The sequence below is a fragment of the Roseomonas sp. HF4 genome (genome assembly GCF_005222755.1).
Classification (GTDB): domain Bacteria; phylum Pseudomonadota; class Alphaproteobacteria; order Acetobacterales; family Acetobacteraceae; genus Neoroseomonas.
Genome location: NZ_STGD01000017.1, coordinates 73,016 through 94,820 on the forward strand (window position 1 = coordinate 73,016; position 21,805 = coordinate 94,820).

General features: G+C 73.2%; 22 protein-coding genes. 13 read left to right on the forward strand and 9 right to left on the reverse strand.

Translation table 11 applies throughout. From position 1 onward, the window contains the following. The first annotated feature begins 27 nt into the window (after window positions 1-27). A complete protein-coding gene (locus E8M80_RS21705) occupies window positions 28-894 on the forward strand; it encodes a DMT family transporter (protein WP_240790161.1) in 867 nt (288 codons plus the stop codon). Here E8M80_RS21705 and E8M80_RS21710 read toward each other — a convergent pair. Further along, a complete protein-coding gene (locus tag E8M80_RS21710; RefSeq protein ID WP_170979566.1) occupies window positions 866-1,306 on the reverse strand; it encodes a gamma-glutamylcyclotransferase family protein in 441 nt (146 codons plus the stop codon). The genes E8M80_RS21705 and E8M80_RS21710 overlap by 29 nt on opposite strands. On the opposite strand from E8M80_RS21710, the gene E8M80_RS21715 reads away from it, so the two are divergent. The 7 genes from E8M80_RS21715 (at window position 1,305) to E8M80_RS21745 (ending at window position 8,486) form a co-directional block, all read left to right on the forward strand. Beyond that, a complete protein-coding gene (locus E8M80_RS21715; RefSeq protein WP_137127823.1) occupies window positions 1,305-2,288 on the forward strand; it encodes an MBL fold metallo-hydrolase in 984 nt (327 codons plus the stop codon). The two genes, E8M80_RS21710 and E8M80_RS21715, sit on opposite strands and share 2 nt — an antisense overlap. After that, a complete protein-coding gene (locus tag E8M80_RS21720) occupies window positions 2,285-3,688 on the forward strand; it encodes an L-lactate permease (RefSeq protein ID WP_137127824.1) in 1,404 nt (467 codons plus the stop codon). The genes E8M80_RS21715 and E8M80_RS21720 overlap by 4 nt, the downstream gene beginning before the upstream one ends. Window positions 3,689-3,817: 129 nt before the next feature. Then, window positions 3,818-4,792: a TRAP transporter substrate-binding protein DctP gene (gene dctP, locus E8M80_RS21725; RefSeq protein WP_137127825.1), complete on the forward strand. Its 975-nt coding sequence runs from the start codon at window positions 3,818-3,820 to the stop codon at window positions 4,790-4,792. A gap of 138 nt (window positions 4,793-4,930) precedes the next feature. Next, entirely contained in the window at window positions 4,931-5,905 is a 975-nt protein-coding gene (dctP, locus tag E8M80_RS21730) for a TRAP transporter substrate-binding protein DctP (RefSeq protein ID WP_137127826.1), read from the forward strand. A gap of 66 nt (window positions 5,906-5,971) precedes the next feature. Then, window positions 5,972-6,568: a TRAP transporter small permease gene (locus E8M80_RS21735; protein WP_240790162.1), complete on the forward strand. Its 597-nt coding sequence runs from the start codon at window positions 5,972-5,974 to the stop codon at window positions 6,566-6,568. Continuing rightward, the gene (locus E8M80_RS21740) at window positions 6,565-7,842 is read left to right on the forward strand and encodes a TRAP transporter large permease (RefSeq protein WP_137127827.1); all 1,278 of its coding nucleotides are present in this window, start codon (window positions 6,565-6,567) and stop codon (window positions 7,840-7,842) included. Before E8M80_RS21735 ends, E8M80_RS21740 begins: the two co-directional genes overlap by 4 nt. Before the next feature lie 44 nt (window positions 7,843-7,886). Then, window positions 7,887-8,486 (forward strand): DNA-3-methyladenine glycosylase 2 family protein, encoded by a 600-nt coding sequence (locus E8M80_RS21745; protein ID WP_240790163.1) that lies wholly within the window; start codon window positions 7,887-7,889, stop codon window positions 8,484-8,486. On the opposite strand, the gene E8M80_RS21750 is transcribed toward E8M80_RS21745, so the two are convergent. Further along, window positions 8,464-9,666: an FAD-binding domain-containing protein gene (locus tag E8M80_RS21750; protein ID WP_137127828.1), complete on the reverse strand. Its 1,203-nt coding sequence runs from the start codon at window positions 9,664-9,666 to the stop codon at window positions 8,464-8,466. The genes E8M80_RS21745 and E8M80_RS21750 overlap by 23 nt on opposite strands. A gap of 98 nt (window positions 9,667-9,764) precedes the next feature. Between E8M80_RS21750 and E8M80_RS21755 the strand changes: the two genes are divergently transcribed. Continuing rightward, window positions 9,765-10,634 (forward strand): metallophosphoesterase, encoded by an 870-nt coding sequence (locus E8M80_RS21755; protein ID WP_137127829.1) that lies wholly within the window; start codon window positions 9,765-9,767, stop codon window positions 10,632-10,634. 10 nt (window positions 10,635-10,644) lie between these two features. Here E8M80_RS21755 and E8M80_RS21760 read toward each other — a convergent pair whose 3' ends face one another. The 6 genes from E8M80_RS21760 to E8M80_RS21785 form a co-directional block, all read right to left on the reverse strand. Further along, window positions 10,645-11,415: an alpha/beta fold hydrolase gene (locus E8M80_RS21760; protein ID WP_137127830.1), complete on the reverse strand. Its 771-nt coding sequence runs from the start codon at window positions 11,413-11,415 to the stop codon at window positions 10,645-10,647. Continuing rightward, window positions 11,412-12,269: a DMT family transporter gene (locus E8M80_RS21765; protein WP_137127831.1), complete on the reverse strand. Its 858-nt coding sequence runs from the start codon at window positions 12,267-12,269 to the stop codon at window positions 11,412-11,414. The genes E8M80_RS21760 and E8M80_RS21765 overlap by 4 nt, the downstream gene beginning before the upstream one ends. Before the next feature lie 110 nt (window positions 12,270-12,379). Then, window positions 12,380-13,717: an NAD(P)H-dependent oxidoreductase gene (locus E8M80_RS21770; RefSeq protein ID WP_137127832.1), complete on the reverse strand. Its 1,338-nt coding sequence runs from the start codon at window positions 13,715-13,717 to the stop codon at window positions 12,380-12,382. A gap of 19 nt (window positions 13,718-13,736) precedes the next feature. Next, on the reverse strand, window positions 13,737-13,922 hold the full coding sequence (locus tag E8M80_RS21775; RefSeq protein WP_137127833.1) for a hypothetical protein: 186 nt from the start codon (window positions 13,920-13,922) through the stop codon (window positions 13,737-13,739). Window positions 13,923-13,948: 26 nt separating this feature from the next. Beyond that, window positions 13,949-14,689 carry an SDR family NAD(P)-dependent oxidoreductase gene (locus E8M80_RS21780; RefSeq protein WP_137127834.1) on the reverse strand — a complete coding sequence of 247 codons (741 nt, stop codon included), beginning with the start codon at window positions 14,687-14,689 and terminating at the stop codon, window positions 13,949-13,951. A 7-nt stretch (window positions 14,690-14,696) separates the two neighbouring features. Further along, window positions 14,697-15,704, reverse strand: coding sequence for an NAD(P)H-quinone oxidoreductase (locus tag E8M80_RS21785; RefSeq protein ID WP_137127835.1), 1,008 nt, complete (start codon window positions 15,702-15,704; stop codon window positions 14,697-14,699). A gap of 124 nt (window positions 15,705-15,828) precedes the next feature. On the opposite strand from E8M80_RS21785, the gene E8M80_RS21790 reads away from it, so the two are divergent. The 4 genes from E8M80_RS21790 to E8M80_RS21805 are packed head-to-tail and all read left to right on the forward strand — an operon-like array spanning window position 15,829 to window position 20,753. After that, window positions 15,829-17,049 (forward strand): ABC transporter substrate-binding protein, encoded by a 1,221-nt coding sequence (locus E8M80_RS21790; RefSeq protein ID WP_137127836.1) that lies wholly within the window; start codon window positions 15,829-15,831, stop codon window positions 17,047-17,049. A 13-nt stretch (window positions 17,050-17,062) separates the two neighbouring features. Next, the gene (locus E8M80_RS21795; RefSeq protein WP_137127837.1) at window positions 17,063-17,815 is read left to right on the forward strand and encodes an SDR family NAD(P)-dependent oxidoreductase; all 753 of its coding nucleotides are present in this window, start codon (window positions 17,063-17,065) and stop codon (window positions 17,813-17,815) included. A gap of 2 nt (window positions 17,816-17,817) precedes the next feature. After that, window positions 17,818-19,950, forward strand: a complete 2,133-nt coding sequence (locus E8M80_RS21800) for a thiamine pyrophosphate-dependent enzyme (RefSeq protein ID WP_137127838.1) — start codon at window positions 17,818-17,820, stop codon at window positions 19,948-19,950. Next, window positions 19,947-20,753 carry a shikimate dehydrogenase gene (locus tag E8M80_RS21805; RefSeq protein WP_240790164.1) on the forward strand — a complete coding sequence of 269 codons (807 nt, stop codon included), beginning with the start codon at window positions 19,947-19,949 and terminating at the stop codon, window positions 20,751-20,753. The genes E8M80_RS21800 and E8M80_RS21805 overlap by 4 nt, the downstream gene beginning before the upstream one ends. A gap of 6 nt (window positions 20,754-20,759) precedes the next feature. Here E8M80_RS21805 and E8M80_RS21810 read toward each other — a convergent pair whose 3' ends face one another. Beyond that, window positions 20,760-21,737, reverse strand: coding sequence for a tripartite tricarboxylate transporter substrate binding protein (locus E8M80_RS21810; RefSeq protein ID WP_137127839.1), 978 nt, complete (start codon window positions 21,735-21,737; stop codon window positions 20,760-20,762). Window positions 21,738-21,805 lie beyond the last annotated feature (68 nt).

The following is a 21,805-nucleotide window of genomic DNA, read 5'->3' on the forward strand; positions in this document are numbered from 1 at the left end:
ACGCTACGCCGGAGGTGGCGTCCGTCAATGCTGAACGGAGTTTCGGGCAACCTGCGGGGCGGCGCGCTGATGGCCGCCGCCGCGGTGCTGTTTGCCGCCGAGGCGCTGGCCATCCGCCTGATGACCGAGCGCGGCATCCCGGTCGAGGTGCAGGTCTTCTTCCGTTCCCTCGGGCAGCTGTTCTGGGTGGCGCCGCTGGTCGCGGCGACGGGGCTCGTGGTGTTCCGTACGACGCGGCCAGGGCTGCACCTGCTGCGCGGCGCGTCGTCGCTGCTGACCTGGGGGTTCTACTACGCCTCCTTCGGGCCACTCGACCTCGCGACCGCCACGGTGCTGTCCTTCACCAACGTGATGTTCACGACGCTTCTGGCCGGGCCGGTGCTGGGGGAGCGCGTGGACCGCTGGCGCTGGGCGGGCACCATCGCGGGCTTCGTCGGCGTCGCGGTCATGCTGCGGCCGGGGACGACGATCTCGGCGCTCGGCGTCGGGCTTGCCGTGGCGTCGGCGGTGTTCTGGTGCGGCATCACGCTGTCGTCGCGGGTGCTGGCGCAGATCGACCGCAACACGACCATCATGGCCTGGGTCGGGCTGGTGACAACGGCCGGCTCGGCGCCCTTCGCGGCCATGGCCTGGGTGCCGCTCGGCCTCGTGGACCTGCTGATCCTGCTGACGGTCGCGGGCTTCGCGCCGGGCATCATCTGGCTGATCACGAGCGCCTACCGGTATGGCGAGGCATCCGCCATCGCGCCCTTCCAGTACCTGCGGCTGATCGTGGTGGCGGGCTTCGGCTGGGCGATCTTCCACGAGGTCCCCGACGGCTGGACCTGGCCGGGCGCGGCCGTGATCCTGGCCGGCGCCCTGGTCATCACGGTGGCGGAGGCGCGCCGGCGCTGAAGCCCGAGGCGGCGATCGCGGCGTCGAGCGGCCCCGTGTCGAAGCCGAAGTCGGCATAGCCGCGGCGCAGGCGCTGCACGTATTCGGCCGCGGGCGGGCCGGGGCGGTGGCGAATCTCCAGATAGGTCCAGGCACGCCCGCCGTCCGGCAGGTCGATCAGCGTGCGCGCGTAGGTATGCGGCCCCTCGAAGCGGTCGAGCGAGTCGAGGCAGGCCTGCGTGACCCGCCAGAGCCCCACGGGACAGGCGGCGGCCGGGTCGGGCTCGATCAGCGCGAATTTCCGCAAGACGAGGCGCCAGCCCGGCAGCTGCACGTGTCCGGCAACCTCGGCCGCCGGGCAGCGCCCGCGCATCTGGTCGCGCCACAGGTTGCTGCCATAGGCTGCGTAGGGTTCGGGAAGGAAGGCGGGCATGCAGGCACCTCGGGCGGTCGATCGCATCGAGATAACGACGCTGGTGGACAACGTCACGGACAGCCTGTCCTCGACGCCGCCCTTCGTCACGCGCGAATGGGTCCGGCTGCAGCAGAAGGGGATGAAGCGGGTCGCAGGCGGGTCGCTCTGCTGCGCCAATCACGGATTGTCGCTGGTCATCACCGTGACGACGGATGGCGAGAGCCGGTCCGTGCTGTTCGACGGCGGGCCGGTGGACTACGCGGTCGAGCGCAACGGGGTGCGGCTCGGCGTCGATTTCGGCGCGATCGAGGCGGTGGTGCTCTCGCACGGGCACTGGGACCATGCGGGCGGCATCCCGCAGGCCATCGCGATGATCCGCGCGGCGAATGGCGGGCGGGAGGTGCCGCTGCACCTCCATCCCGGCATGTTCCGCGAGCGGGGCTCGCGCCAACCCGATGGCGGCGTGCTGCCGATGGACCGCGTGCCTACGCCGGGCGACTGGGCCGCGATGGGCGCGCGGCCCGAGGTCTCGCGCGAGCCCGCCGTGATCGCGGGGCATGTGCTGGTCAGCGGCGAGATCCCGCGCGTGACGGCCTACGAGGTGGGCCTGCCGGGCCAGGTGGCGCGCGCGGACGACGGCGCGCCCTGGCAGCCGGACGAATGGCTGCACGATGAACGCTTCGTCGCCGTGAACCTGCGCGGCAAGGGGCTGGTGGTGTTCTCCGCCTGCTCCCATTGCGGCATCGTCAACGTGCTGCACGAAGCGCGGCGCCTGATGCCCGACATCCCGCTGCTGGCGGCGATGGGCGGCTTCCACCTGTCCGGCACGAACGAGCGCATCATCCCCGAGACGGTCGCCGACCTTGGCGGCTTCGGGCTCACCTGGATGTTCCCCTCCCACTGCACGGGCTGGCGCGCGCTGGGCGCGCTGGAACGCGCGCATGGCGACGCGGTCGTTGTGCCGGGCGCGGTCGGCAAGACCTTCGTGCTGGAGGCGTGACCCTCCTTCTCCAGGCGGCGCCGCTGCTGTTGCTGGTCGGCCTGCTGGTAAGCGGGCGGGCGGGGCCGCTGACGGCGGTGCTGGCGGCGCTCGCCGCCACGCTGCCCGCCGCCTTCGTCTCGCTGCCCGCCGGCACCGGCCTGCCCGGCTTCCTGGCGGAGGAGGCGCTGCGCGGCGCCTTCCTCGCGAGCCAGCCGATCGGCGTCGTGGCGGGCGGCCTGCTGTTCCACGCCGCCGTCGAGGACCGCGGCGAGGCCGCGCTGCGCCAGGCGGCGACGCCGCGCGCGATCTTCACCGCGACGCTGCTGATGGGCACCTTCATGGAGAGCGTGACCGGCTTCGCCGTCGGCGCCGTCTTCGCGCTGGCGGCGCTGCGCGGCATGGGGCTGGGCGGCGCGCCGGCGGCGGCGCTGGCGCTGCTCTCACTCTGCCTGATCCCCTGGGGCGGGCTCGGCCCCGGCACGGCGCTCGGCGCCGCGCTGGTCGGCTTGCCCGCACAGGACATCGCAGCGCTGACGGCGCTGCCCAACGCCGCCTGGGTGTTGCTGCTGGGGCCGGTCTGCTGGCGGCTCTCGGCGGCGGCGGGCGTGCCGGTGCCGGGGCGGGAGCGTGCCGCGCAAATGGCGATGCTGGGCGCCATGGCTGCGATCCTGGTCGCGGGGCATCGCGTGCTGCCCTTCGAGATCCTCGGCATCCTGGCCGCCGGCGGGCCGCTGCTGGCGGCGCTCTGGCTGGCCGACCCGCCGCGCGATGCGGCCGCCTGGCGGCGGGCGGGGCGGGCCATGGCGCCCTATCTGCTGCTGACGCTGGCGCTGCTGGCCGCGCGCGCCGTGCCCGACCCACCCGCGATCCGGCCCTATGCCGCGCTGCCGCCGTTCCCGCTGACGCATGTGGCCGTGGTGCTGCTGGCGGTCTCGGCGACGCTGCTGTTGCGCCGGCCAGACGGCGCGGCGCGCGCGCGCGGTGCCCTGGCGCGGGCGGCCCGGCCGGCCGCGGTGCTGCTGCTCTATGTGCTGCTGGCCCGCTGGTTGGCGGGCAGCGGCGCGACTGCGGCGCTGGCGCAGGCGGCGGCCGGGGCGCTCGGCGGCGCCGCGCCCTTCGCCGTGCCGGTGCTCGGGCTGGCGGCGGGGATGGTGACGGGCAGCAATGTCGGGTCGAATGCCGCGCTGATGCCCGTGCAGAAGGCGCTCGGCCTGGCGGCGGGGATGCCGCCGCTGGTCGCGCCAGCCGTGCACAATTTCGCGGGTGCGGCCGGCGCAGGCATGTCCTTCGCCGTCACGGCGCTCGTCACCGGGCTGCTCGGCGACGGCACGCGGCCGGCGGCGGTCTGGCGGCTGCTGCTGCCCTCGATGCTCGCGGTCGTTCTGGTCGGCTGGGCCGCCGTGCTGCTGCTGTCGTGACGCGGTGCGCCGCATGGACGGCGGCACACCATCCGGGGGGACCGGCTGCGCATTGATGGGGGGGCGGCGCCTCGCCTATAGGGACGCGTCGGCGGGGCTTCGCGTTACACCCGCCCAGGAGGAACACGCATGACCCTGACCCGTCGCGCGGCCCTTGCCGCGCTGGCCGCCGCCCCGCTCGCCGCCACGCCGGCGGCGGCGCAGACGACCATCACGCTGCAGCACGCCCTCCCCGCCACGAGCCATTACGGCGCCGGAGCCGCGGCGCTGAAGGAGACGCTGGAGCGCCTGACCCAGGGGCGCGTCCGCGTCAATGTCCAGCGCAACGACAACGAACGCGAGATGATCGAGAGCGTGCAGATCGGCACGATCGACTGCACCATCACCTCGACCGGCCCGGTCGGCAATTTCGTGCCCGGCGTGCGCGTGGTGGACGTGCCCTTCCTGTTCCGCGACTACCCCCATGCGCGCGGCGTGCTCGACAGCGAGATCGGCCAGGGCCTGCTGCAGCAGTTCAGCGCGCGGGGCCTCGTCGGCGTGATCTGGATGGAGAACGGCTTCCGCCACCTGACCAATTCGCGCCGCGAGGTGAACAACCCCGCCGACGTGCGCGGGCTGAAAGTGCGCACCATGGAGAACCAGGTCCACATGCGCGCCTTCCAGACGCTCGGCGCACTGCCGACGCCGATGGCGTTCTCGGAACTGGTCCCCGCGCTGCAGCAGGGCACGGTGGACGGGCAGGAGAACCCGATCCCGGTGATCGTGGCGAACAATCTGAACCAGGTGCAGCGCTTCCTGACCCTGACCGGACACGTCTATTCGCCGGCCGTGTTGATCTGCAGCCCGGGCACGATGCAGCGGCTCTCGACAGCCGACCGCGCTGCCTTCACGGAGGCCGCCCGCGCCGCGCAGCGCGCCAACCGCGAGAAAGTCAGCGCCGACGAGGCGTCCGGCGTCGACGAGTTGCGCCGCCGCGGCATGACCGTGGTGACGCAGGTCGACACCGCCGCCTTCCAGACCGCGCTCGCCGGCGCCTTCCAGCAGTATGAGCGGGAGCTGGACGGCGCGCTGCTGCGCCGCATGCGCGACTGGCGGCCCAACTGAGCCCCGCCGCCAGGCCAGACAACGGGCAGACTGCCCAATACGAAGGCGGCCCGGGCCCGACGACGCCGGCACGATTGCCAGCGGCGCCGGCGCCCGGCTAACTGCGCCCGCCCACCAACACGGAGGAAACACGAAAACATGACCCTGACCCGACGGCTGGCCCTGGCCGCCACCCTGGCGGCGCCGCTGGCCGCCGCGCCCGCGCTGGCGCAGACCCAGATCACCGTGCAGCACGCCCTGCCGATCAACAGCCACACCGGGGCCGGCGCCGCCGCCTTCAAGGAGGCCTTCGAGCGCCTGACCGGGGGCCGCTACAGCGTGGTCGCCCAGCGCAACGACAATGAGCGCGAGATGATCGAGAGTGCCCAGATCGGCACGATCGACTGCACCTTCACCTCGACGGGCCCGGTCGGGAACTTCGTGCCCGAGGTCCGCGTCTTCGACGTGCCCTTCCTGTTCCGCGACGCCGCACATGCGCGCGGCGTGCTCGACAGCGAGATCGGCCAGCAGGTGCTGGCGCGGTTCCAGGCGCGCGGCCTGGTCGGCGTGATCTGGACCGAGAACGGCTTCCGCCACCTGACCAATTCCCGGCGCGAGGTGAATGCGCCGGCCGACGTGCGCGGCCTCAAGGTGCGGACCATGGAGAACCAGGTCCACATGCGCGCCTTCCGGGAACTCGGCGCGCTGCCGACGCCGATGGCGTTCAGCGAGCTGGTCCCCGCGCTGCAGCAGGGCACGGTGGACGGGCAGGAGAACCCGATCTCGGTGATCGTGGCGAACAACCTGAACCAGGTTCAGCGCTTCATGACGCTGACCAACCACGTCTATTCGCCGGCGGTCATGATCTGCAACCCGGCGACGCTGCAGCGGCTCTCGACCGCCGACCGGGCGCTGTTCATGGAGGCGGCGCGCGCCGCGCAGCAGGCCAACCGCGCCCGCGTCTCGGCCGACGACGCGAATGGCGTCGAGGAGCTGCGCCGCCGCGGCATGACGGTGGTGACGCAGGTCGACACCGCCGCCTTCCAGAGCGCGCTGGCCCCGGCCTTCGCGGAATGGGAGCGCACGCTCGACGCCACGCTGCTGCGCCGCATCCGCGACTGGCGGCCGAGCTGAGGCCGGCGTAACCGCGCGGGGCGTGGCGTCCGTGCCGCGCCCCGCGCCCGCCTTTCGGGGGGTGCGATGAACGCGATGAACCTGCTGCCGCTGCAGGTGACGGGGGCGGCGACGCTCGCCACCGTCGGCCTGGCGCTCTGGGCGGGGTCCGGGGATGGTGCGCGCGCGGGCGTGCGCCGGTCCGTGCTGGCCCTCGACCGCTACGCCACCACGGCCGCGACGCTGCTCGCGAGCCTGGCGCTCACGGTCGCGGTCGCGGCCGGCGCCTGGCAGGTGGTCGCGCGCTTCGCGACCGAGACGCCGTCGATCTGGTCCGAGGCGCTGGTGCGCACGGCGCTCATCTGGATGGCCTTCGTGGGCGTCGCCGTGGCGCTCCGCGCCGGTGCGCTGGTCTCGATCGACGTGGCGCACCGCTACAGCGGCGGCGCGCTCCGGCGCGCGCTGGAGGCAGCCTCGCTCGCCGCGGTGCTCTCCATGCTCGGCGTGATGTTCTGGTTCGGCTGGGAGATGGCCGTGCGCGTGAAGTTCCAGGAGATGGCGGGGCTCGAGGTCTCGATGTCCTGGGGCTACGCCGCGATACCGACCGGCGCGGCCTTCGCGATGCTGAGCGCGGTCGCGCATTTCCTCGACCGACGGCACGAGGAACTGGAGGCCGCGGTATGAGCGGCGCCATGCTCACCGCGATGCTGGTGCTGTTTGCCATCAGCGTCCCGGTCGCGATCGGCATCGGCATCGCCGCCGTCATCGGCATCGCGGGCTACACCAACTTCCCGCTGATCGTCGCCGCGCAGCAATTGTTCGTGGCGCTCGACAAGTTTCCGCTGGCGGCCATTCCCTTCTTCATCCTGGCCGGCAACCTGATGGAGGTCGGCGGCATCTCCCGCCGGCTGGTGGAATTCGCGCGGTCCATCGTGGGCGGCGTGCAGGGCGGGCTGCCGGCCACCTGCGTCGTCACCTGCATGATCTTCGCCGCCATCAGCGGCAGCAGCGTCGCGACCACCTTCGCGATCGGCGCCATCATGATCCCGGCGCTCGTGCGCGCGGGCTACCCGGTGGGCTTCGCCGCCGCGCTGCAGGCAACGGCGGCGGAACTCGGCGTCGTCATCCCGCCCTCGATCCCGATGATCCTCTATGGCGTGACCACGCAGACCTCGATCCCCGAACTGTTCATCGCGGGCTTCGGGCCGGGCATCCTGATCGGCGGCGCGCTGGTCGCGACCGTGCTGGTCTGGTGCCGCATCAAGGGCTGGGGCAAGAATGACGGCGTCGGCCGCCTGTCCGTCCTGGTCGCAACGCGGCAGGCCGGCTTCGCGCTGGTCATGCCGGTGGTGGTCCTGGGCGGCATCTACGGCGGCATCACGACGCCGACCGAGGCCTCCGTCGTGGCGGTGGTCTATGCGCTGATCGTGGGGATGTTCCTGCACCGTGAGATCGGGCCGCGCGACCTGTTGCCGATCTTCCGCAAGTCGGTCATCAGCAGCGCGGTCATCATGTTCATCATCGCCTGCGCGGCGGTCTTCTCATGGCTGCTGAACCGGCAGGGCGTGCCGGACGCGGCGGCCGAATGGCTCGCCACGTCGTTCGACAACGCTTCGCTCTACCTGCTTGTGGTGAATGCGTTCCTGTTCGTGGTCGGGATGTTCGTCGAGACCTCCGCCTCGATCATCGTGCTCGCGCCCATCCTGCAGGAAGCGGCGGAGCGGCTCGGCGTGGACGGCGTGCATTTCGGCACGATCATGGTGGTGAACCTTGCGCTCGGCATGATCACGCCGCCCTTCGGCGTGAACCTCTTCGCCGCGGCGCAGGTGGCGGGCTGCGGCGTCGAGGCGATGATGCGCTACCTCGGCATCTTCATCCTGGTGATCATCGCCTGCCTCATGGTCATCACCTACGTGCCGGCCATCACGCTGACGCTGCCGCAGCTGGTGTTCCGCTGAGCCTCGGCACACCCGAGGCGCTGCGCCACCTCCGGCGCGACGCCGTGCTGAAGCGGGTGATCCGCCAGGTCGGGCCCTGCACGCTGAAGCCCGCTCGGCGCGAGCCCTACGAGGCACTGGTGCGCGCGATCGCCCACCAGCAGGTGCACGGCCGGGCCGCGGAGGCGATCCTCGGGCGCTTCCTCGGCGCCTGCGGGGCCGCGCCCTTCCCGGCACCTGAGGCCGTGCTGGCCCTGACGCCCGAGGCGATGCGCGCCTGCGGCCTGTCCGCCAACAAGGTGCTGGCGATCCGCGACATCGCCGAGAAGGCCGCGACCGGCATCGTGCCGACGCGCGCCGCGGCGCGCCGCATGACCGACGAGGCGCTGGTCGAGCGCCTGGTGCCGTTGCGCGGCGTCGGGCGCTGGACGGTCGAGATGCTGCTGATCTTCACCCTCGGCCGCGCCGACGTGCTGCCCGTGGACGACTACGGCGTGCGCGAGGGCTACCGGGTGGCGGCGGGGCTGCCCGAACAGCCGAAGCCGCGCGCCTTCGCCGCGATCGGGGAAGCCTGGGCGCCCTACCGCACCACCGCCGCCTGGTATCTCTGGCGTGCGGCTGACCTCGCGAAGGACGGCCGCTTCAAGGCACCGCAGGCGATCTGACCAGGTCCGCGCAGAAGGCGGGGATACGGTCGCGGAAGCCGAAATAGCCGGCAGTCGCGTGCGGCCAGCAGCGGCTGTCCCAGTCGCGCCGCAGCACATGCAGCGTGAGGCCGCGCGCGGCGAGCGCCGGGCGGAGCGGCGCCAGCGCCTCCCCTGTCCAGCCCGAGGGCGCCCAGGGCATGACGACGGCACGCGCGCCGGCCGCCTCGGCCTGCGCGGGGATCTCGGCCAGGCTCGCCGTGGCGGCGGGCGCCCCGAAATGCCCGGCCGCGCGTGCCAGCCCGTCCTGCAGAGCGGCGCGCGCGAACCCTGCCGCGCCCGGCGCGCAGCCGAGCGGCGACCGCGCCTCCGGCACCGCGAGGCCGGCCACGGCCACGATGCGCCCGCCATCGACGCCGAGGCTTTCCGGATGCAGGTCGTCCTCGTGCAACAGCAGCAGCGCGGGTTCCTCGGGCGGCGCATCGGCGGGCGGCAGGGCGCGCGGCGCGGGCGGTGGGCCGTCGTCGAGCGGCGCGGGGTTTTCGTCCAGCCGCCCGCGCGGGTCGAAGCGGCCACCGGTGTAGCGGGCGATGTTCTCCGCGCGCGCGACATAATGCTTGCCGCGCGTCTGCATGCCCGCGACCCAGCGCCAGGACAGCGTGTTCGACGCCGGATCGGCATCCTTCAGGTGGCGGAGGAAAAGGTCCGCGCCGAGCGGCCAGGGCAGGCGCAGCGTGAAGATCCAGATGCTCGCGAACCACATGCGCGCGTGGTTGTGCAGCCAGCCAGTCTCGGCCAACTCATGCGCCCAGGCGTCGAAGCAGGCGATGCCGGTCGCGCCCCGCGTCGCAGCTTCGTAGCCCATCGGCGGCGCGGCCAGGGCGGCGTCGCGCGCGGCGCAGTAGCGCGCCCAGACGGCGGGGCGCAGTTCCAGCCAGCCCTTCCAGTAGGTTCGCCAGAACACCTCCTGGATGAATTTCTCGGCCGCGCCGGGGCCGTGCTGGGCGAGGGCCACGGCCACTACCTCCCGCTCGGTCAGCAGCCGGTGCCGCAGATGCGCCGAGAGCCGCGAGACATCCCGCCGCGCACCCGGCCCGGGGTCGTGGTTGCGCCCGGCCGCATAGGCACGGCCCATGCGCGGCGCGAACGCCGCGAGGCGGGCGAGGGCCGCGGCGCGGCTCGGGTCTGGCAACTCGGACATGGCCGCGATGTGGCGGGGGCGGCGCTCCGCGCAAGCCTCGCCGCACCCCTGCCATCTTCGTATGGCCTTGATCGCGGCATGGTTCAGGGCAGCGCGACATGATCGGCCGGCGTGGCCTGCTCACGGCGGCCGGGGGCGTCGCGGCAGCGGGGCTCGGCCTTGCCGGCTACGGCTTCGGCGTCGAGCCCTTCTTCCGCCTCGCGGTGCAGCGGCACGCGCTGGTGCCGCGCGGCTGGCCGCCGGGCCTGGCGCTGCGCGTCGTGCACTTATCGGACCTGCATGCCGGCGCGCCGCTCATGGCCGAGGCACGCATCGAGATGATCGTCGCCGCGGCGAATGCGCTGGAGCCGGACCTCGTGCTGCTGACCGGGGATTTCGGGCCGTCGATCCGCTTCGTGAACCGCGTGCTGCCGCATGCCGACGTGGCGCGCCGCCTGGCTGCGCTGCGCGCCCCGCTCGGCGTCTTCGCCGTCAACGGCAACCACGACTGGTGGGAGGACCGCGCGGCGATGCAGGCAGGCCGCGCAGGCGTGCCGGCGATGGCGCGCGCGCTCGAGCGTGCGGGAATTCCCGTGCTCGGCAACAGGGTCGAGCGCGCGGGGCCGGTGCTGGTGGGCGGGCTCGAATCCTCCTGGGCCTTCGGCGTGCGCCGCGGTGCCGAGGACGTGCCCCGCATGCTCGGGCAGGTCACGGGGGAGGCGCCCCTGCTGCTGATGGCGCATGAGCCCGACATCTTCGCCACCCTGCCCGGCCGCGTCACCGTGACCTTCTGCGGCCACACGCATGGCGGGCAGGTGCGGCTGCTCGGCTGGTCGCCCGTCGTGCCGTCGCGGCACCGCTATGCCTGGGGCCATGTGCGGGAGGACGGGCGCGACCTCGTGGTCTCGGGCGGGCTCGGGCTCAGCACGCTGCCGGTGCGCTTCGGCGTGCCGCCGGAGATCACGCTGGTCGAACTCGGCACAGCCTGAAGGGCGGCCGTTACCGCGGCTCGTCCAGGAAAGCCTCGAGCAGGGCGAGGAAGCCGGCCGGGTTCTCGGCATGCACCCAATGGCCCGCGCCCGGGACGGTCGCGAAGTGCACATCCGGGAACAAGGCGCGGAAGTCCGCGTGGTGCTCCGGGCGGACATAGCCCGAGCGTTCCCCGGCCATGACCAGCACCGGCCCGTCGAACCGCGCGCCGGGCGGCGCGTCGAAATCCTCGATGGCCGGCATGGCGGCGGCGATCTCCTCGAGGCCGAGCCGCCACTGCGGCGGGTCCGTCTCGAAGCGGAGGTTCTGCAGCAGGAAGGCGCGGATGCCGGCTTCCGGGATGGCCTCGGCGAGCGCGGCGTCGGCGTCCCGGCGCGCGAGGCCGGGCGCCAGCGGGATGGCGCGCATCGCCTCCACGTAGCCGCGCAGCGCCGGGCGGTAGCGCACGGGCGCGATGTCGGCCACGACCAGCCGCGACACCCGCCCGGGGTTCGCCAGCGCGAAGGCCATCGCCGCCTTGCCGCCCATGGAATGGCCGAGCACCGCGGCGCGCGCCACGCCGGCGGCATCGAGGGTCTCGGCGAGGTCCGCGGCCATGGCGGCATAGGACATGTCGGGGTCGCGCGCCGAGGCGCCGTGGTTGCGGAGATCCGGCGTCAGCACGCGGAAGCGCGGCGCCAGCGCCCGGCGCACGGCGCCCCAGTTCTGCCCGGCGCCGAACAGGCCGTGCAGCAGCAGCAGCGGCGGGCCTTCGCCGGCCTCGGTGACGGCGAGCCTCATGTGCGCGACGCCAGGACGACGGAGCCCACGATCAGGCCGCCGCCCACCGCCATGTCCCAGCCGATCGGCTCGCCGAGCCAGAGCGTGCTGACCAGGACGCCGAAGGCCGGCACCAGCAGGAAGGCGACCGAGGCGACCGCCCCCGGCAGGCGGCGCCCGACCTCGATGACGCACCAGGTGCCGATCGGCGCCACCACCAGCCCGATATAGAGCATGTAGGGCCAGGACGGCCCGAAGATGCCGCCCTGCGGCTCCAGCACCAGGGCGACGGGGAGGATGATCAGCGTGGCGATGCCGAAGCACCAGGGCAGCAGTTCGAAGACCGGCGTCGGCGGCGGGTAGCGCCGCGTGGTGACGATGGCCAGCGTCCAGAACAGCGCGGCGGCGACCAGCATGAGATGGCCCACGAACTCGCCGCGGTCCGACCAGTCCACCGCCCAGGGGCCGGCCAGCGCCGCCACACCTGCGAGGCCGAGCCCCGCCGCCACCCAGCGATGCGCCGGCACCTTCTCCCCCAGCACCAGGACGGATAGCGGGATCAGCCAATAGGTCACGACCGCCGAGATGATGGCCGTGCGCCCCGCATGGACCATCGCGACCGCCGCATGGGCCAGGATGAAGAAGGCGCCGAGTTGCAGGATGCCGAGCGCCAGCACCGAGGGGAGGTCGTCCCGCTTCGGCAGCCGGAGCCGACCGAGGGCAGCCAGCAGAAGCGCCGTCGCCAGCACCGCGAGCCCGGCCCGCCCGGTCGCGAACCACATGGGCGTCGCATGCGCGAGCGCGGCCTTGGTCACGGGCCAGGCGCCGCCGAACAGCAGGATCGCCACGATCAGGAGATGGAAGGCCGAACGCATGGCGGCTCGCGGACGGGTCCCGGCTGGCGGTCGAATTCGCGTGTCAGCCCCTGCCGACGCATCATTTTGAGCGCAATCGAAGAATTCTGGAAGCCGTTACCGTCGCAAAATCAGCCGCAGCGCGCCGCCATCTCGGCACGGATGCGCTGGGCGTCGCCCATCGGGTCCACCGGCGCATCCGCCGCGGTCAGGATCGCACCCTCCGCAACGTCGTGCGCCAGGCGGATGCCGTGCGCCAGGCCGATCGGCAGCGCGGCCAGCGCAAGGGACCTTGGCGCCGGGATGCACTTGCCCCAGACGCAGGCGCCGCCCTCCCCGTCCAGCACCTCGCCGGCCTTGAGCGGCCGCTTCGCCACGGCCACGACATCGCCGCGCCAGGCCTCGGCGCAGCCCGTCGCCTCCCCGCGCAGCGCGGCCGAGGCGACCGAGACGCCGAGTTCGAGCCCGATGAAGTGATAGGGCCGCCAGAGCGCCGCGTAGCGGCCCGAAGGGTCGGTCGCGACGCCGTATTCGCCGAAGCAGCGCCGCGCGTAGTCGCTCTCGCCCTCGAACACCGCATAGACGCCCCATCGGAGGTTGTCGGGGATCGTGCTGCCGTCCCGCCGGACGGAGGAGACCACCTCCACCATCCCCTTGCGCGGTAGCACGCCGCCTTCGTTGCGCGGACGGAGCAGGGCGGGCAGTTCGGTGGTGCCGGCGGGCGGGAACAGCAGCCCGTCCTCGGGCACCGCGAGGCCCGTTGCATTGGCGATCGCCGCCATCTCGATGCCGGACTTCGTGCCGTCGAGGAAGGAGTTGAACATCTGCGGGTTCATCCCGCCGTCGCGCGCCTGCGCCTCGGTCAGGCCGTAGTGCCCCCAGACCGTGGCGGGCGTGCTGGCGTGGAATTCGGGCAGGTATTTCGTGCCCTTGCCGGCGGCGACGACCGTGAAGCCCGCGGTGCGGAGCGTGTCCACCATCTCGCAGACCAGGGCCGGCTGGTCGCCATAGGCCATCGAGTAGACGACGCCGGCCGCGGCCGCTTCCCGCGCCAGCAGCGGGCCGGCGAGCACGTCGGCCTCGACGTTCACCATGATCACGTGCTTGCCGTGGGCGATGGCGGCGCGGGCGTGGCGCAGCCCCGCTTCCGGGTGGCCGGTGCATTCCACCACGACCTCGATGCGCGGATCGGCGATGAGCGCCATCGCGTCGTCGGTCAGGTGGGTGGTGCCGTCCTGCATCGCGGCATCGAGGCCGCCGGCGTCGAAGGACCCGGCGGGCCAGTGCACGCGCGCCAGGGCGACGCGGGCGCGCGGCACCGACAGGTCCGCGATGCCCGCCACGTGCAACCCGGGCGTGATGCGCGCCTGGTGGAGGAACATCGACCCGAACTTGCCGGCGCCGATCTGCGCGACGCGGATGGGACGGCCCTCGGCGGCGCGCGCGGCGAGCTTGCGGGAGAGGTTCACGATGCGTCGGTCCGTCGTGTCAGGAAGGGGAACGCCAGGGCCTGGCGCGGTGCCCGGGCAGCGACCCGCGTCGCAGCAGCAGCAGCGCCGCCGCCGACAGCGCGAGCACGGCGCCGCCGGCGGCGAAGGCCCGCCCGCCGCCGCGCGGCAGCCGCGCGACGAGCACGGCAAACAGCACGGCGAGGAGGAGGAGGGCTGTGAACATGGGCCAGGACGTCGCGCGGGCGCGCGTCAATCCATGTAGATCCCGCCATTGATGTGGATGGTCTCGCCGGTCACGAAGGCAGCCGCGTCGGAGGCGAGGAAGGCGACGACCGAGGCGACCTCCTCCGGCGTGCCGAAGCGCTTCATCGGCGTCGCGGCGATCAGCGCGGCGCCGTTCCGCGCCATGATCGCCTCGGTCATCGGCGTCGCGATGATGCCCGGGGAGACGCAGTTGGCGCGGATGCCGCGCGGCGCCAGCTCATGCACGAGGGACCGCGTGAAGCCGAGCACCGCCGCCTTGCAGGCCGCGTAGTGCGCGTGGCGGACCGAGCCCCGGTGCCCGGCCATGGAGGCGATGTTCACGATCGCGCCACCGCTGCGGATCACCGGCATCGCCGCGCGGCAGGCGAAGAAGACGCCGTCCAGGTTGACGGCAAGCGTGCGCCGCCAGTCCTCGTCGGACATGGCGGGCACCTCCTGCTCGACATAGAGGCCGGCGCCGGTCACCAGGATGTCGATGCCGCCGAATTCGCGGCCGGCCATGGCGACGGCCTCGTCCACCTCCTCCCGCCGCGCGACGTCCGCGCGCGCGGTCAGGATGCGGGCCTCACCCTCCGGCAGGGTGGCGGCGAAGGCGTCGAGCCCGTCGCGGTCGAGGTCGGTCAGCACGAGATGCGCGCCGAGCCGCCGGAACAGCGTCGCGGTCGCGCGCGGGATGCCGCCATTGGCGCCGGTCAGCAGCGCGACCTTGCCCGCGAGGTCGATCATCGGCGCCCTACTCCGCCACGGTCAGCATGATCTTGCCGATATGCGTGCTGCTTTCCATCAGGCGATGCGCATCGGAGGCCTCAGCGAGCGGGAAGGTGCGGAAGATCTCGGGGCCGCAGCGCCCCTCGGCCAGCATCGGCCAGACCTTGGCTTCCAGCGCGGCGGCGAGCTCGCCCTTCTGCGCCGTGGTGCGCGGGCGCATGGTGCTGCCCGTCACGGTCAGGCGGCGCAGCATGATCGGGCGGAGGTCGACCGCATCGGCCTCGTGTCCACCCAGGAAGGCGATGATGACAAGCCGCCCGTCCCAGGCCATGCAGCGCAGGTTCCGCTGGAAATAGGCTGCGCCCACCATGTCGAGCAGGACATCGACGCCGCGCCCCTCTGTCAGGCGCTTCACCTCCTCCACGAAGTCCTGCGCCTTGTAGTCGATGGCGGCATCCGCGCCGAACCCGGTGCAGGCGACGGTCTTCTCGGGGCTGCCGGCGGTGGCGAAGACGCGCGCGCCGAAGGCCTTGGCGAGCTTGATGGCGGTGACGCCGATGCCAGAGGTGCCGCCATGGACCAGCACCGTCTCCCCCGGCTGCAGTCGGCCGTGGCCGAACATGTTCGCCCAGACGGTGAAGTAGGTCTCGGGCAGGGCGGCGGCGCGGGTCGCGTCGTAGCCTTCGGGCCAGGGCAGCGTCTGCGCCTCCGGCGCCGCGCAGTATTCGGCGTAGGCGCCGCCGTTGGTCAGCGCGCAGACGCGGTCCCCCACGCGGTAGCGCGTGACCGCGCTGCCGGTGGCGACCACCTCGCCCGCGCATTCCAGGCCGATGATGGGGCTAGCGCCCGGCGGCGGCGGGTAGGAACCACTCCGCTGCTGCACGTCCGGCCGGTTCACGCCGGCGACCATGACGCGGATCAGCACCTCGTCCGGCCTGGGTTCCGGCAGGGGGCCGCGCGCAGGCACCAGCACCTCGGCCCCGCCGCCGGTGCCGTGCGCGATGTAGGTCATCTCCTGCGGCAGGCTGGCCATGCTGCGTCTCCCTTGTGTGCGGCGGGACCATCCCCCCCGTGCCGCGCGCGCGTCAAGGCGCGAGGCGACCTTGCCAGGGCGGCGCCGGGCATCGAACATCGCGCCGCGCCACCGGAGGACCGCCATGCCCGCCTTTCGCCGCCGCTCGCTCGTTGCGGGGGTGTTCGCCGCCGCGGCGGCAGGGCAGGCGGCCGCGCAGCCGGCGGAGCTGCGCGTCGGTGCGCTCTATCCGGCCTCGGGGCCGTTTGCGCTCCCGGGGGACGAGAGTTTCCGCGGCCTCGAGCTCGCGACCGAGGAACGCAACGCCGCCGGCGGCGTGGCCGGCCGCCAGGTGCGGCTGCTGCGCGGCGATGCGTCCGACGCCGCCCAGGCGATCGCCGAGGCGCGCCGCCTGATGGGCGCGGAGCGCGCCGTCGCCCTGTTCGGCACCCATGCCTCCCAGCTGTCCTTTGCCGCAACCCAGGCCGCCGAGGTGCAGGGCATCCCCTATCTCGAACTCGGCGCCATGGCAGACAGCATCACCGAGCGCGGCTTCCGCAACCTCTGGCGCGCCTGCCCACGCGCCTCGGAGGTCGCGTCGGTCGGCATCGGCGCGGTGGCCGACGCGCTGGCCCCTGCCTGGGGCGTCGAGCCGCGCACGCTGCGACTCGCGATCCTGCACGAGGATGCGCTGGACGGGCAGGCCGTGGCCGACGTCCAGGAGGCGGAGATCAGGTCGCGTGGCCTGCAACTCGCGACGCGCATCGGCTATGCCGCGCGGTCCGCCGATTTCGGGCCCGTGGTCCAGCGGCTGCGCGCGGCGCAGGCCGATGTCCTGCTGCATGCCGGCGTCCAGAACGACATCCTGCTGCTGTTCCGCGGCATGGAGGAAGCGGGCTGGCGGCCGCGCATGGTGATGGGCGCCGGCGCCGGCTACACCTACGCCGACACGGCGCGCGCCGTGGGGCCCGGCTTCGAGGGCACGCTCAACGTCGATGTCGCGCCGGTCGCCGTGGCGGAGGCGGCAGCCCCGGGCGCCGCCGCCTTCGTCGAGGCATATGGCCGGCGCTACGGGGCGGAACCGCGCTCGGGGCATTCGCTGTCGAACTACGCGGGCGCGCGCATCTGCCTCGATGCGCTGCACCGCGCCGGCGGCGCGGAGCGCGACCGGCTGCGCGCGGCGATGCTCGCCACCGACATCCCCGAGGGCGCGACGGCGGCGGGCTGGGGCGCCCGCTTCGACGACACCGGACAGAATCAGCGCGCGCGGCCGATGGTCTCCCAATGGCAGGACGGGCGGCTCGTGACCGTGCGGCCGGAGGCTGCGGCGGTTGCGGCCATGCGGCCGCGCCTCGGCGCGGCTTGAAGGAGATGCCGCCATGACGACGCTTTCTCCCCTCCCCGCCCCCGGCGGGCGCGTGCTGGTCACGGGCGGCGCGCGCGGCATCGGGCGCGCCGTCGCCGATGCCTTCGCGGCGCAGGGTGCGCGGGTCTGCATCCTCGACCGCGACGCGGTGCCGGAGGCGCCGGCCGGCTGGCTCTGCATCGCCGGCAACGTCGCCAACCCGGCGGCGGTGGAGGCCGCCTTCGCGGCCATGGACGCGGCCTGGGGCGGCGTCGACGTCGCCATCGCCAATGCCGGCCTCGCGATGAACACGCCGACGCTCGACCTGTCGGCGCAGGACTGGCAGCGCGCGCTCGACGTCAACCTGACCGGCGCCTTCCTGACGGCCCAGGCCGCGGCGCGACGCATGGTGCGCGACGGGGCGGGGCTCATCCTGTTCACCTCCTCGCTCTATGGCTCGATCGGCGGGGCAGAACGCGCGGCCTATTGCGCGACCAAGGCGGCGGTCGCGAACCTGGCGCGCGCGCTCGCCTGCGAATGGGGACCGGCGGGCGTGCGGGTGAACGCGCTGGCGCCAGGCTATACGGAAACCGACCTGGTCGCGGGGCTGGTCGCGGCGGGCCGGCTGGACCCCAAGCGACTGGCGGCGCGCGCGCCGCTCGGCCGCCTGGTGCAGCCGGAGGAAGTGGCGGCGCTGGCCTGTTTCCTTGCCTCCCCCGCCGCCGCGGCGATCACCGGTGCGGTGTTGCCGGTCGATGCCGGCTGGGCGGCGAACGGAGCGCCCTGACCATGCCGGAGACGACGCCGATCCGTCCTGCCGCGCCCTGCCTCCGCCTCACGGCCACGCCGGAGGACTGGGCGGCGCTGCCGCCCGAGGAGGCACGCGCCCTCTGGTGGTCCATGCAGGCCATCCGGTCCTTCGAGGAGGCGGTGCTGCGCCTTGCCGGAGAGGGTCTGGTGCATGGGCCGGCGCATTCTTCGATCGGGCAGGAAGGCGGGGCAGCGGGGGCGGTCTTCGCGCTGAAGGACGGCGACCAGATCAACGGCAGCCATCGCGGACACCACCAGTTCCTGGCCAAGGCGCTGCGGCATGTCGGCGCAGCGGATGCGGTGACACCGGCGGCGCATGGCGTGCTGCGCCGGGCGCTGGCGGAGATCATGGGCCTCGCGCCCGGATTCTCCGGCGGGCGCGGCGGGTCGATGCACCTGCGCTGGGCCGAGGCCGGCGCGCTCGGCACCAATGCCATCGTCGGCGGCGGCGTGCCGCTGGCGGCCGGCGCGGCCGCGGCGATGAAATTCGCCGGCACCGACAATGTCTGCGTGACCTTCCTGGGCGACGGCGCGACCAATATCGGCGCGGCCCTCGAGACGATGAACCTGGCCGCCGCATGGTCGTTGCCGCTGGTCTTCTTCATCGAGAACAACGGCTATGCGGTCTCGACCACCGTCGCCGAGAGTACGCGCGAGCCGCGGCTCGCCGCGCGCGGCATGGGCTTCGGCATCCCGTCCTGGCAGGTGGACGGGATGGACCCGCTGGCGGTCCGGCTCGCGATGCAGGAGGCGGTGGCGTTGTGCCGCGCGGGCAGCGGCCCCGCGCTGGTCGAGGCCGAGTGCTACCGCTTCTTCCACCAGAACGGCCCGCTTCCGGGCTCCGCCTTCGGCTACCGGACGAAGGAGGAGGAGGCCGCCTGGCGCGCGCGCGACCCGGTCGCAGTGCTGGAGAAGCGACTGCCGGCGGGCGAGGCGACGCGGATGCGCGCGGAGATCGAGGCGGCGATGGCCGCGATCGTGGACGAGTTCACCGAGGCGGCCGGCAATGCGCGACGCATCTGCCCGTCGCTCTGGCCCGACCCCGCGTCGAAGGACACGCATATCCGCAGCGACCTGTCCGAGTTGCGTGGTGCGCGCACGGCGCTGCGCGGCGGCACGGCCAGCCACAAGTTCATCGACTGCGTGGCCGAGGTGATGCACCGCCGCATGGCGGAGGACCCGCGCATCATCGTCATGGGCGAGGACATCCATCGCCTGCGCGGCGGGACCAACGGCGCGACGCGCGGGCTGGCCGAGGCCTTCCCCGGCCGTATCCTCGGCACGCCGATCAGCGAGGCCGCCTTCATGGGGCTGGCCGGCGGCATGGCGATGGACGGGCGGTTCCGCCCGGTGGTCGAGTTCATGTACCCGGATTTCCTCTGGGTCGCAGCCGACCAGGTGTTCAACCAGGCGGCCAAGGCGCGGCACATGTTCGGCGGCAGCGCGCGCGCGCCGCTGGTGCTGCGTACCAAGGTCGCGATCGGCACGGGCTACGGCAGCCAGCATTCCATGGATCCGGCCGGCATCTTCGCGACCGCGCCGGGCTGGCGGATCGTCGCGCCGTCCACGCCGCTCGACTACGTGGGCCTCATGAACGCGGCGCTGGCCTGCGACGACCCCGTGCTCGTGCTGGAACACGTGGCGCTGTACCAGACCGAGGGCGAGGCGCCGGAGGAGGACTGGGACTTCGTCATCCCGATCGGGTCGGCGAAGGTGGTGCGGCGGGGTGCGGCGGTGACGATCGCGACCTACCTCAACATGGTGGGGCAGTCCGTGGCGGCGGCGGAGTCCGCGGGCGTGGACGCGGAGGTGATCGACCTGCGCACGCTCGACCGCGCATCGCTCGACTGGGCGACGGTCGAGGCGAGCGTCCGGCGCACCGGCGCGCTGATCGTGGTCGAGGAAGGCGCGCAGGGCCCGTCCTGGGGCGGCTGGTTCGCCGATGCGGCGCAACGGCGCCTGTTCGACTGGCTCGATGCGCCGGTCGCGCGCGTGACGGGCGGCGAGGCGAGCCCGACCATCTCCAAGGCGCTGGAGCACGCGGCGCGCGCGACGGCCACGGATGTCGAGGCGGCGCTGGTCGCGATGGAACGCGCGCGGGGGCGGCGGTGACGCAGACCCGCGCGAGCATCTCCGGCCGCACGGCGGTGACCGTCATCCTCGCCCATCCGGTGGCGCATGTGCGCACGCCCCAGGCGATGAACGCCCAGTTCGATGCGATGGGCTTCGACGGCGTGATGGTGGCGCTGGATGTGGCACCGGAAGACCTCGCGACAGTCGTCGCGGGGCTGCGGCGGATGCGGAACCTCGGCGGCATCGTCGTGACCGTCCCGCACAAGGAGGCGATCGCCGCGCTCTGCGACGAGTTGACCGACGCCGCGCGCCAGGTCGGCGCCGTCAACGTCATCCGGCGCGAAGCAGATGGCCGGCTGGTCGGCGGGCAGTTCGACGGGGAAGGCTTCGTGGCCGGCCTCAGCGGCGCCGGGCACGACGTCGCGGGCCGCGCGGTGTTCATGGCCGGCGCCGGCGGCGCGGCGGCGGGTCTCGCCTTCGCCTTCGCCAGGCACGGCGCGACGCGGCTGACCATCCACAACCGGACCGTGGCGAAGGCGGAGGCGCTGGCGGCGCGGGTGCGCGCGGCCTATCCGGGCTGCGACACGCGCACCGGCGGGCCGGACCCGTCCGGCCACGAGGTCGTGGTGAACGCGACGTCCCTCGGCATGCATGACGGGGATGCGCTGCCGCTCGATGTCGAGCGCCTCGCGCCGCCCATGCTGGCGGCGGAGGTCATCATGGCTCCGGAGGTGACGCCCTTCCTGGCGGAAGCCGCCCGGCGCGGCTGCGCGACCCATGGCGGCAAGCCGATGCTCGTCGCACAGGTCGCGCTGCTCGCCCGCTTCATGGGCGCGGCGTAGCGCCCGTTACGACGGGCGGATGCCCGCGGCGCGGATCACCGGGGTCCACTTCGCCATCTCGCTGGCAAGGAAGCGCGCGGCGCTTTCCGGCGTGCTGTCGGTGGTCACGTTCATCGACATCTCGCCAAGCCGGTTCTGCACCGCCGGGATGGCCAGCGCCCGGTTGAAGGCGGCGTTGATCGCGTTGACGACGGGCATCGGCGTGCCCGCCGGCACCATCGCCATGTGCCAGGTGTAGCATTCGAAATCCGGCACGCCGCCTTCGATGAAGGTCGGGATGTTCGGTGCATAGGGCATGCGCGTGCGCGTGCTGATCGCGATCGGCCGGAGGTCGCCCCGGCTGATGTAGGGCAGTGCGCCCGAGGCGACGTCGAAGATCATCGGGATGCGCCCGGCCAGCACCTCGGGCATCGCGGCGGAGGAGCCGCGGAAGGAGATGTGGTTCACGCGCAGCCCGCCCGCCGAGTGCAGGAAGAGTTCCGTGCCGAGATGCACCGCGCCGCCATTGCCCGAGGATGCGTAGTCGTACTTGCCCGGGTTCTCGCGCAGCAGCTTGATCAGGTCGGGCAGGGTCTGCGCCGGGAAGTCCTTGTTCACCAGCAGGATCATCGGGATCTGGCCGATGAAGGCCGCCGGCGTGAAGTCGCGCACAGGGTCGAAGGGCAGGCGCTCGAAAAGCCCGGGCAGGTAGGCGTGGCCGACCGTGGTGTAGAGGATCGTCTGCCCGTCCTTCGCCGCCTTGGCGACCACGTCGGTGCCGATCACGACGCCTGAGCCGGTGCGGTTCTCGACCACCAGGCGATGCGGGAGGAACTTCGACATCTCGTCGGCGAGCAGGCGCGCGGGGATGTCGGTCGGGCCGCCGGCGGCGAAGGGCACGACGATGCGGCCCGGGCCGTTCGGCCAGGCCGGCGCCTGCGCATTGGCGGCGAAGGGGGCGAGGGCGGCGGATGCGCCCAGGCCGAGGACGTTGCGACGATTCATGAATGCGACCTCCCGGACGGCGAAACGCGTCCAATCGCCGCTATCTGACCTCGCGCCGCGACCGGGTC

What these genes read in the sequence shown, in the direction of transcription:
- E8M80_RS21705 (WP_240790161.1), top strand. Translation starts at nt 28, where the DNA reads ATGCTGAACGGAGTTTCGGGCAACCTGCGGGGCGGCGCGCTGATGGCC.
- E8M80_RS21715 (WP_137127823.1), top strand. Translation starts at nt 1,305, where the DNA reads ATGCAGGCACCTCGGGCGGTCGATCGCATCGAGATAACGACGCTGGTG.
- E8M80_RS21710 (WP_170979566.1), bottom strand. Translation starts at nt 1,306, where the DNA reads ATGCCCGCCTTCCTTCCCGAACCCTACGCAGCCTATGGCAGCAACCTG.
- dctP (WP_137127825.1), top strand. Translation starts at nt 3,818, where the DNA reads ATGACCCTGACCCGTCGCGCGGCCCTTGCCGCGCTGGCCGCCGCCCCG.
- dctP (WP_137127826.1), top strand. Translation starts at nt 4,931, where the DNA reads ATGACCCTGACCCGACGGCTGGCCCTGGCCGCCACCCTGGCGGCGCCG.
- E8M80_RS21735 (WP_240790162.1), top strand. Translation starts at nt 5,972, where the DNA reads ATGAACGCGATGAACCTGCTGCCGCTGCAGGTGACGGGGGCGGCGACG.
- E8M80_RS21740 (WP_137127827.1), top strand. Translation starts at nt 6,565, where the DNA reads ATGAGCGGCGCCATGCTCACCGCGATGCTGGTGCTGTTTGCCATCAGC.
- E8M80_RS21750 (WP_137127828.1), bottom strand. Translation starts at nt 9,666, where the DNA reads ATGTCCGAGTTGCCAGACCCGAGCCGCGCCGCGGCCCTCGCCCGCCTC.
- E8M80_RS21755 (WP_137127829.1), top strand. Translation starts at nt 9,765, where the DNA reads ATGATCGGCCGGCGTGGCCTGCTCACGGCGGCCGGGGGCGTCGCGGCA.
- E8M80_RS21760 (WP_137127830.1), bottom strand. Translation starts at nt 11,415, where the DNA reads ATGAGGCTCGCCGTCACCGAGGCCGGCGAAGGCCCGCCGCTGCTGCTG.
- E8M80_RS21765 (WP_137127831.1), bottom strand. Translation starts at nt 12,269, where the DNA reads ATGCGTTCGGCCTTCCATCTCCTGATCGTGGCGATCCTGCTGTTCGGC.
- E8M80_RS21775 (WP_137127833.1), bottom strand. Translation starts at nt 13,922, where the DNA reads ATGTTCACAGCCCTCCTCCTCCTCGCCGTGCTGTTTGCCGTGCTCGTC.
- E8M80_RS21780 (WP_137127834.1), bottom strand. Translation starts at nt 14,689, where the DNA reads ATGATCGACCTCGCGGGCAAGGTCGCGCTGCTGACCGGCGCCAATGGC.
- E8M80_RS21785 (WP_137127835.1), bottom strand. Translation starts at nt 15,704, where the DNA reads ATGGCCAGCCTGCCGCAGGAGATGACCTACATCGCGCACGGCACCGGC.
- E8M80_RS21790 (WP_137127836.1), top strand. Translation starts at nt 15,829, where the DNA reads ATGCCCGCCTTTCGCCGCCGCTCGCTCGTTGCGGGGGTGTTCGCCGCC.
- E8M80_RS21795 (WP_137127837.1), top strand. Translation starts at nt 17,063, where the DNA reads ATGACGACGCTTTCTCCCCTCCCCGCCCCCGGCGGGCGCGTGCTGGTC.
- E8M80_RS21800 (WP_137127838.1), top strand. Translation starts at nt 17,818, where the DNA reads ATGCCGGAGACGACGCCGATCCGTCCTGCCGCGCCCTGCCTCCGCCTC.
- E8M80_RS21810 (WP_137127839.1), bottom strand. Translation starts at nt 21,737, where the DNA reads ATGAATCGTCGCAACGTCCTCGGCCTGGGCGCATCCGCCGCCCTCGCC.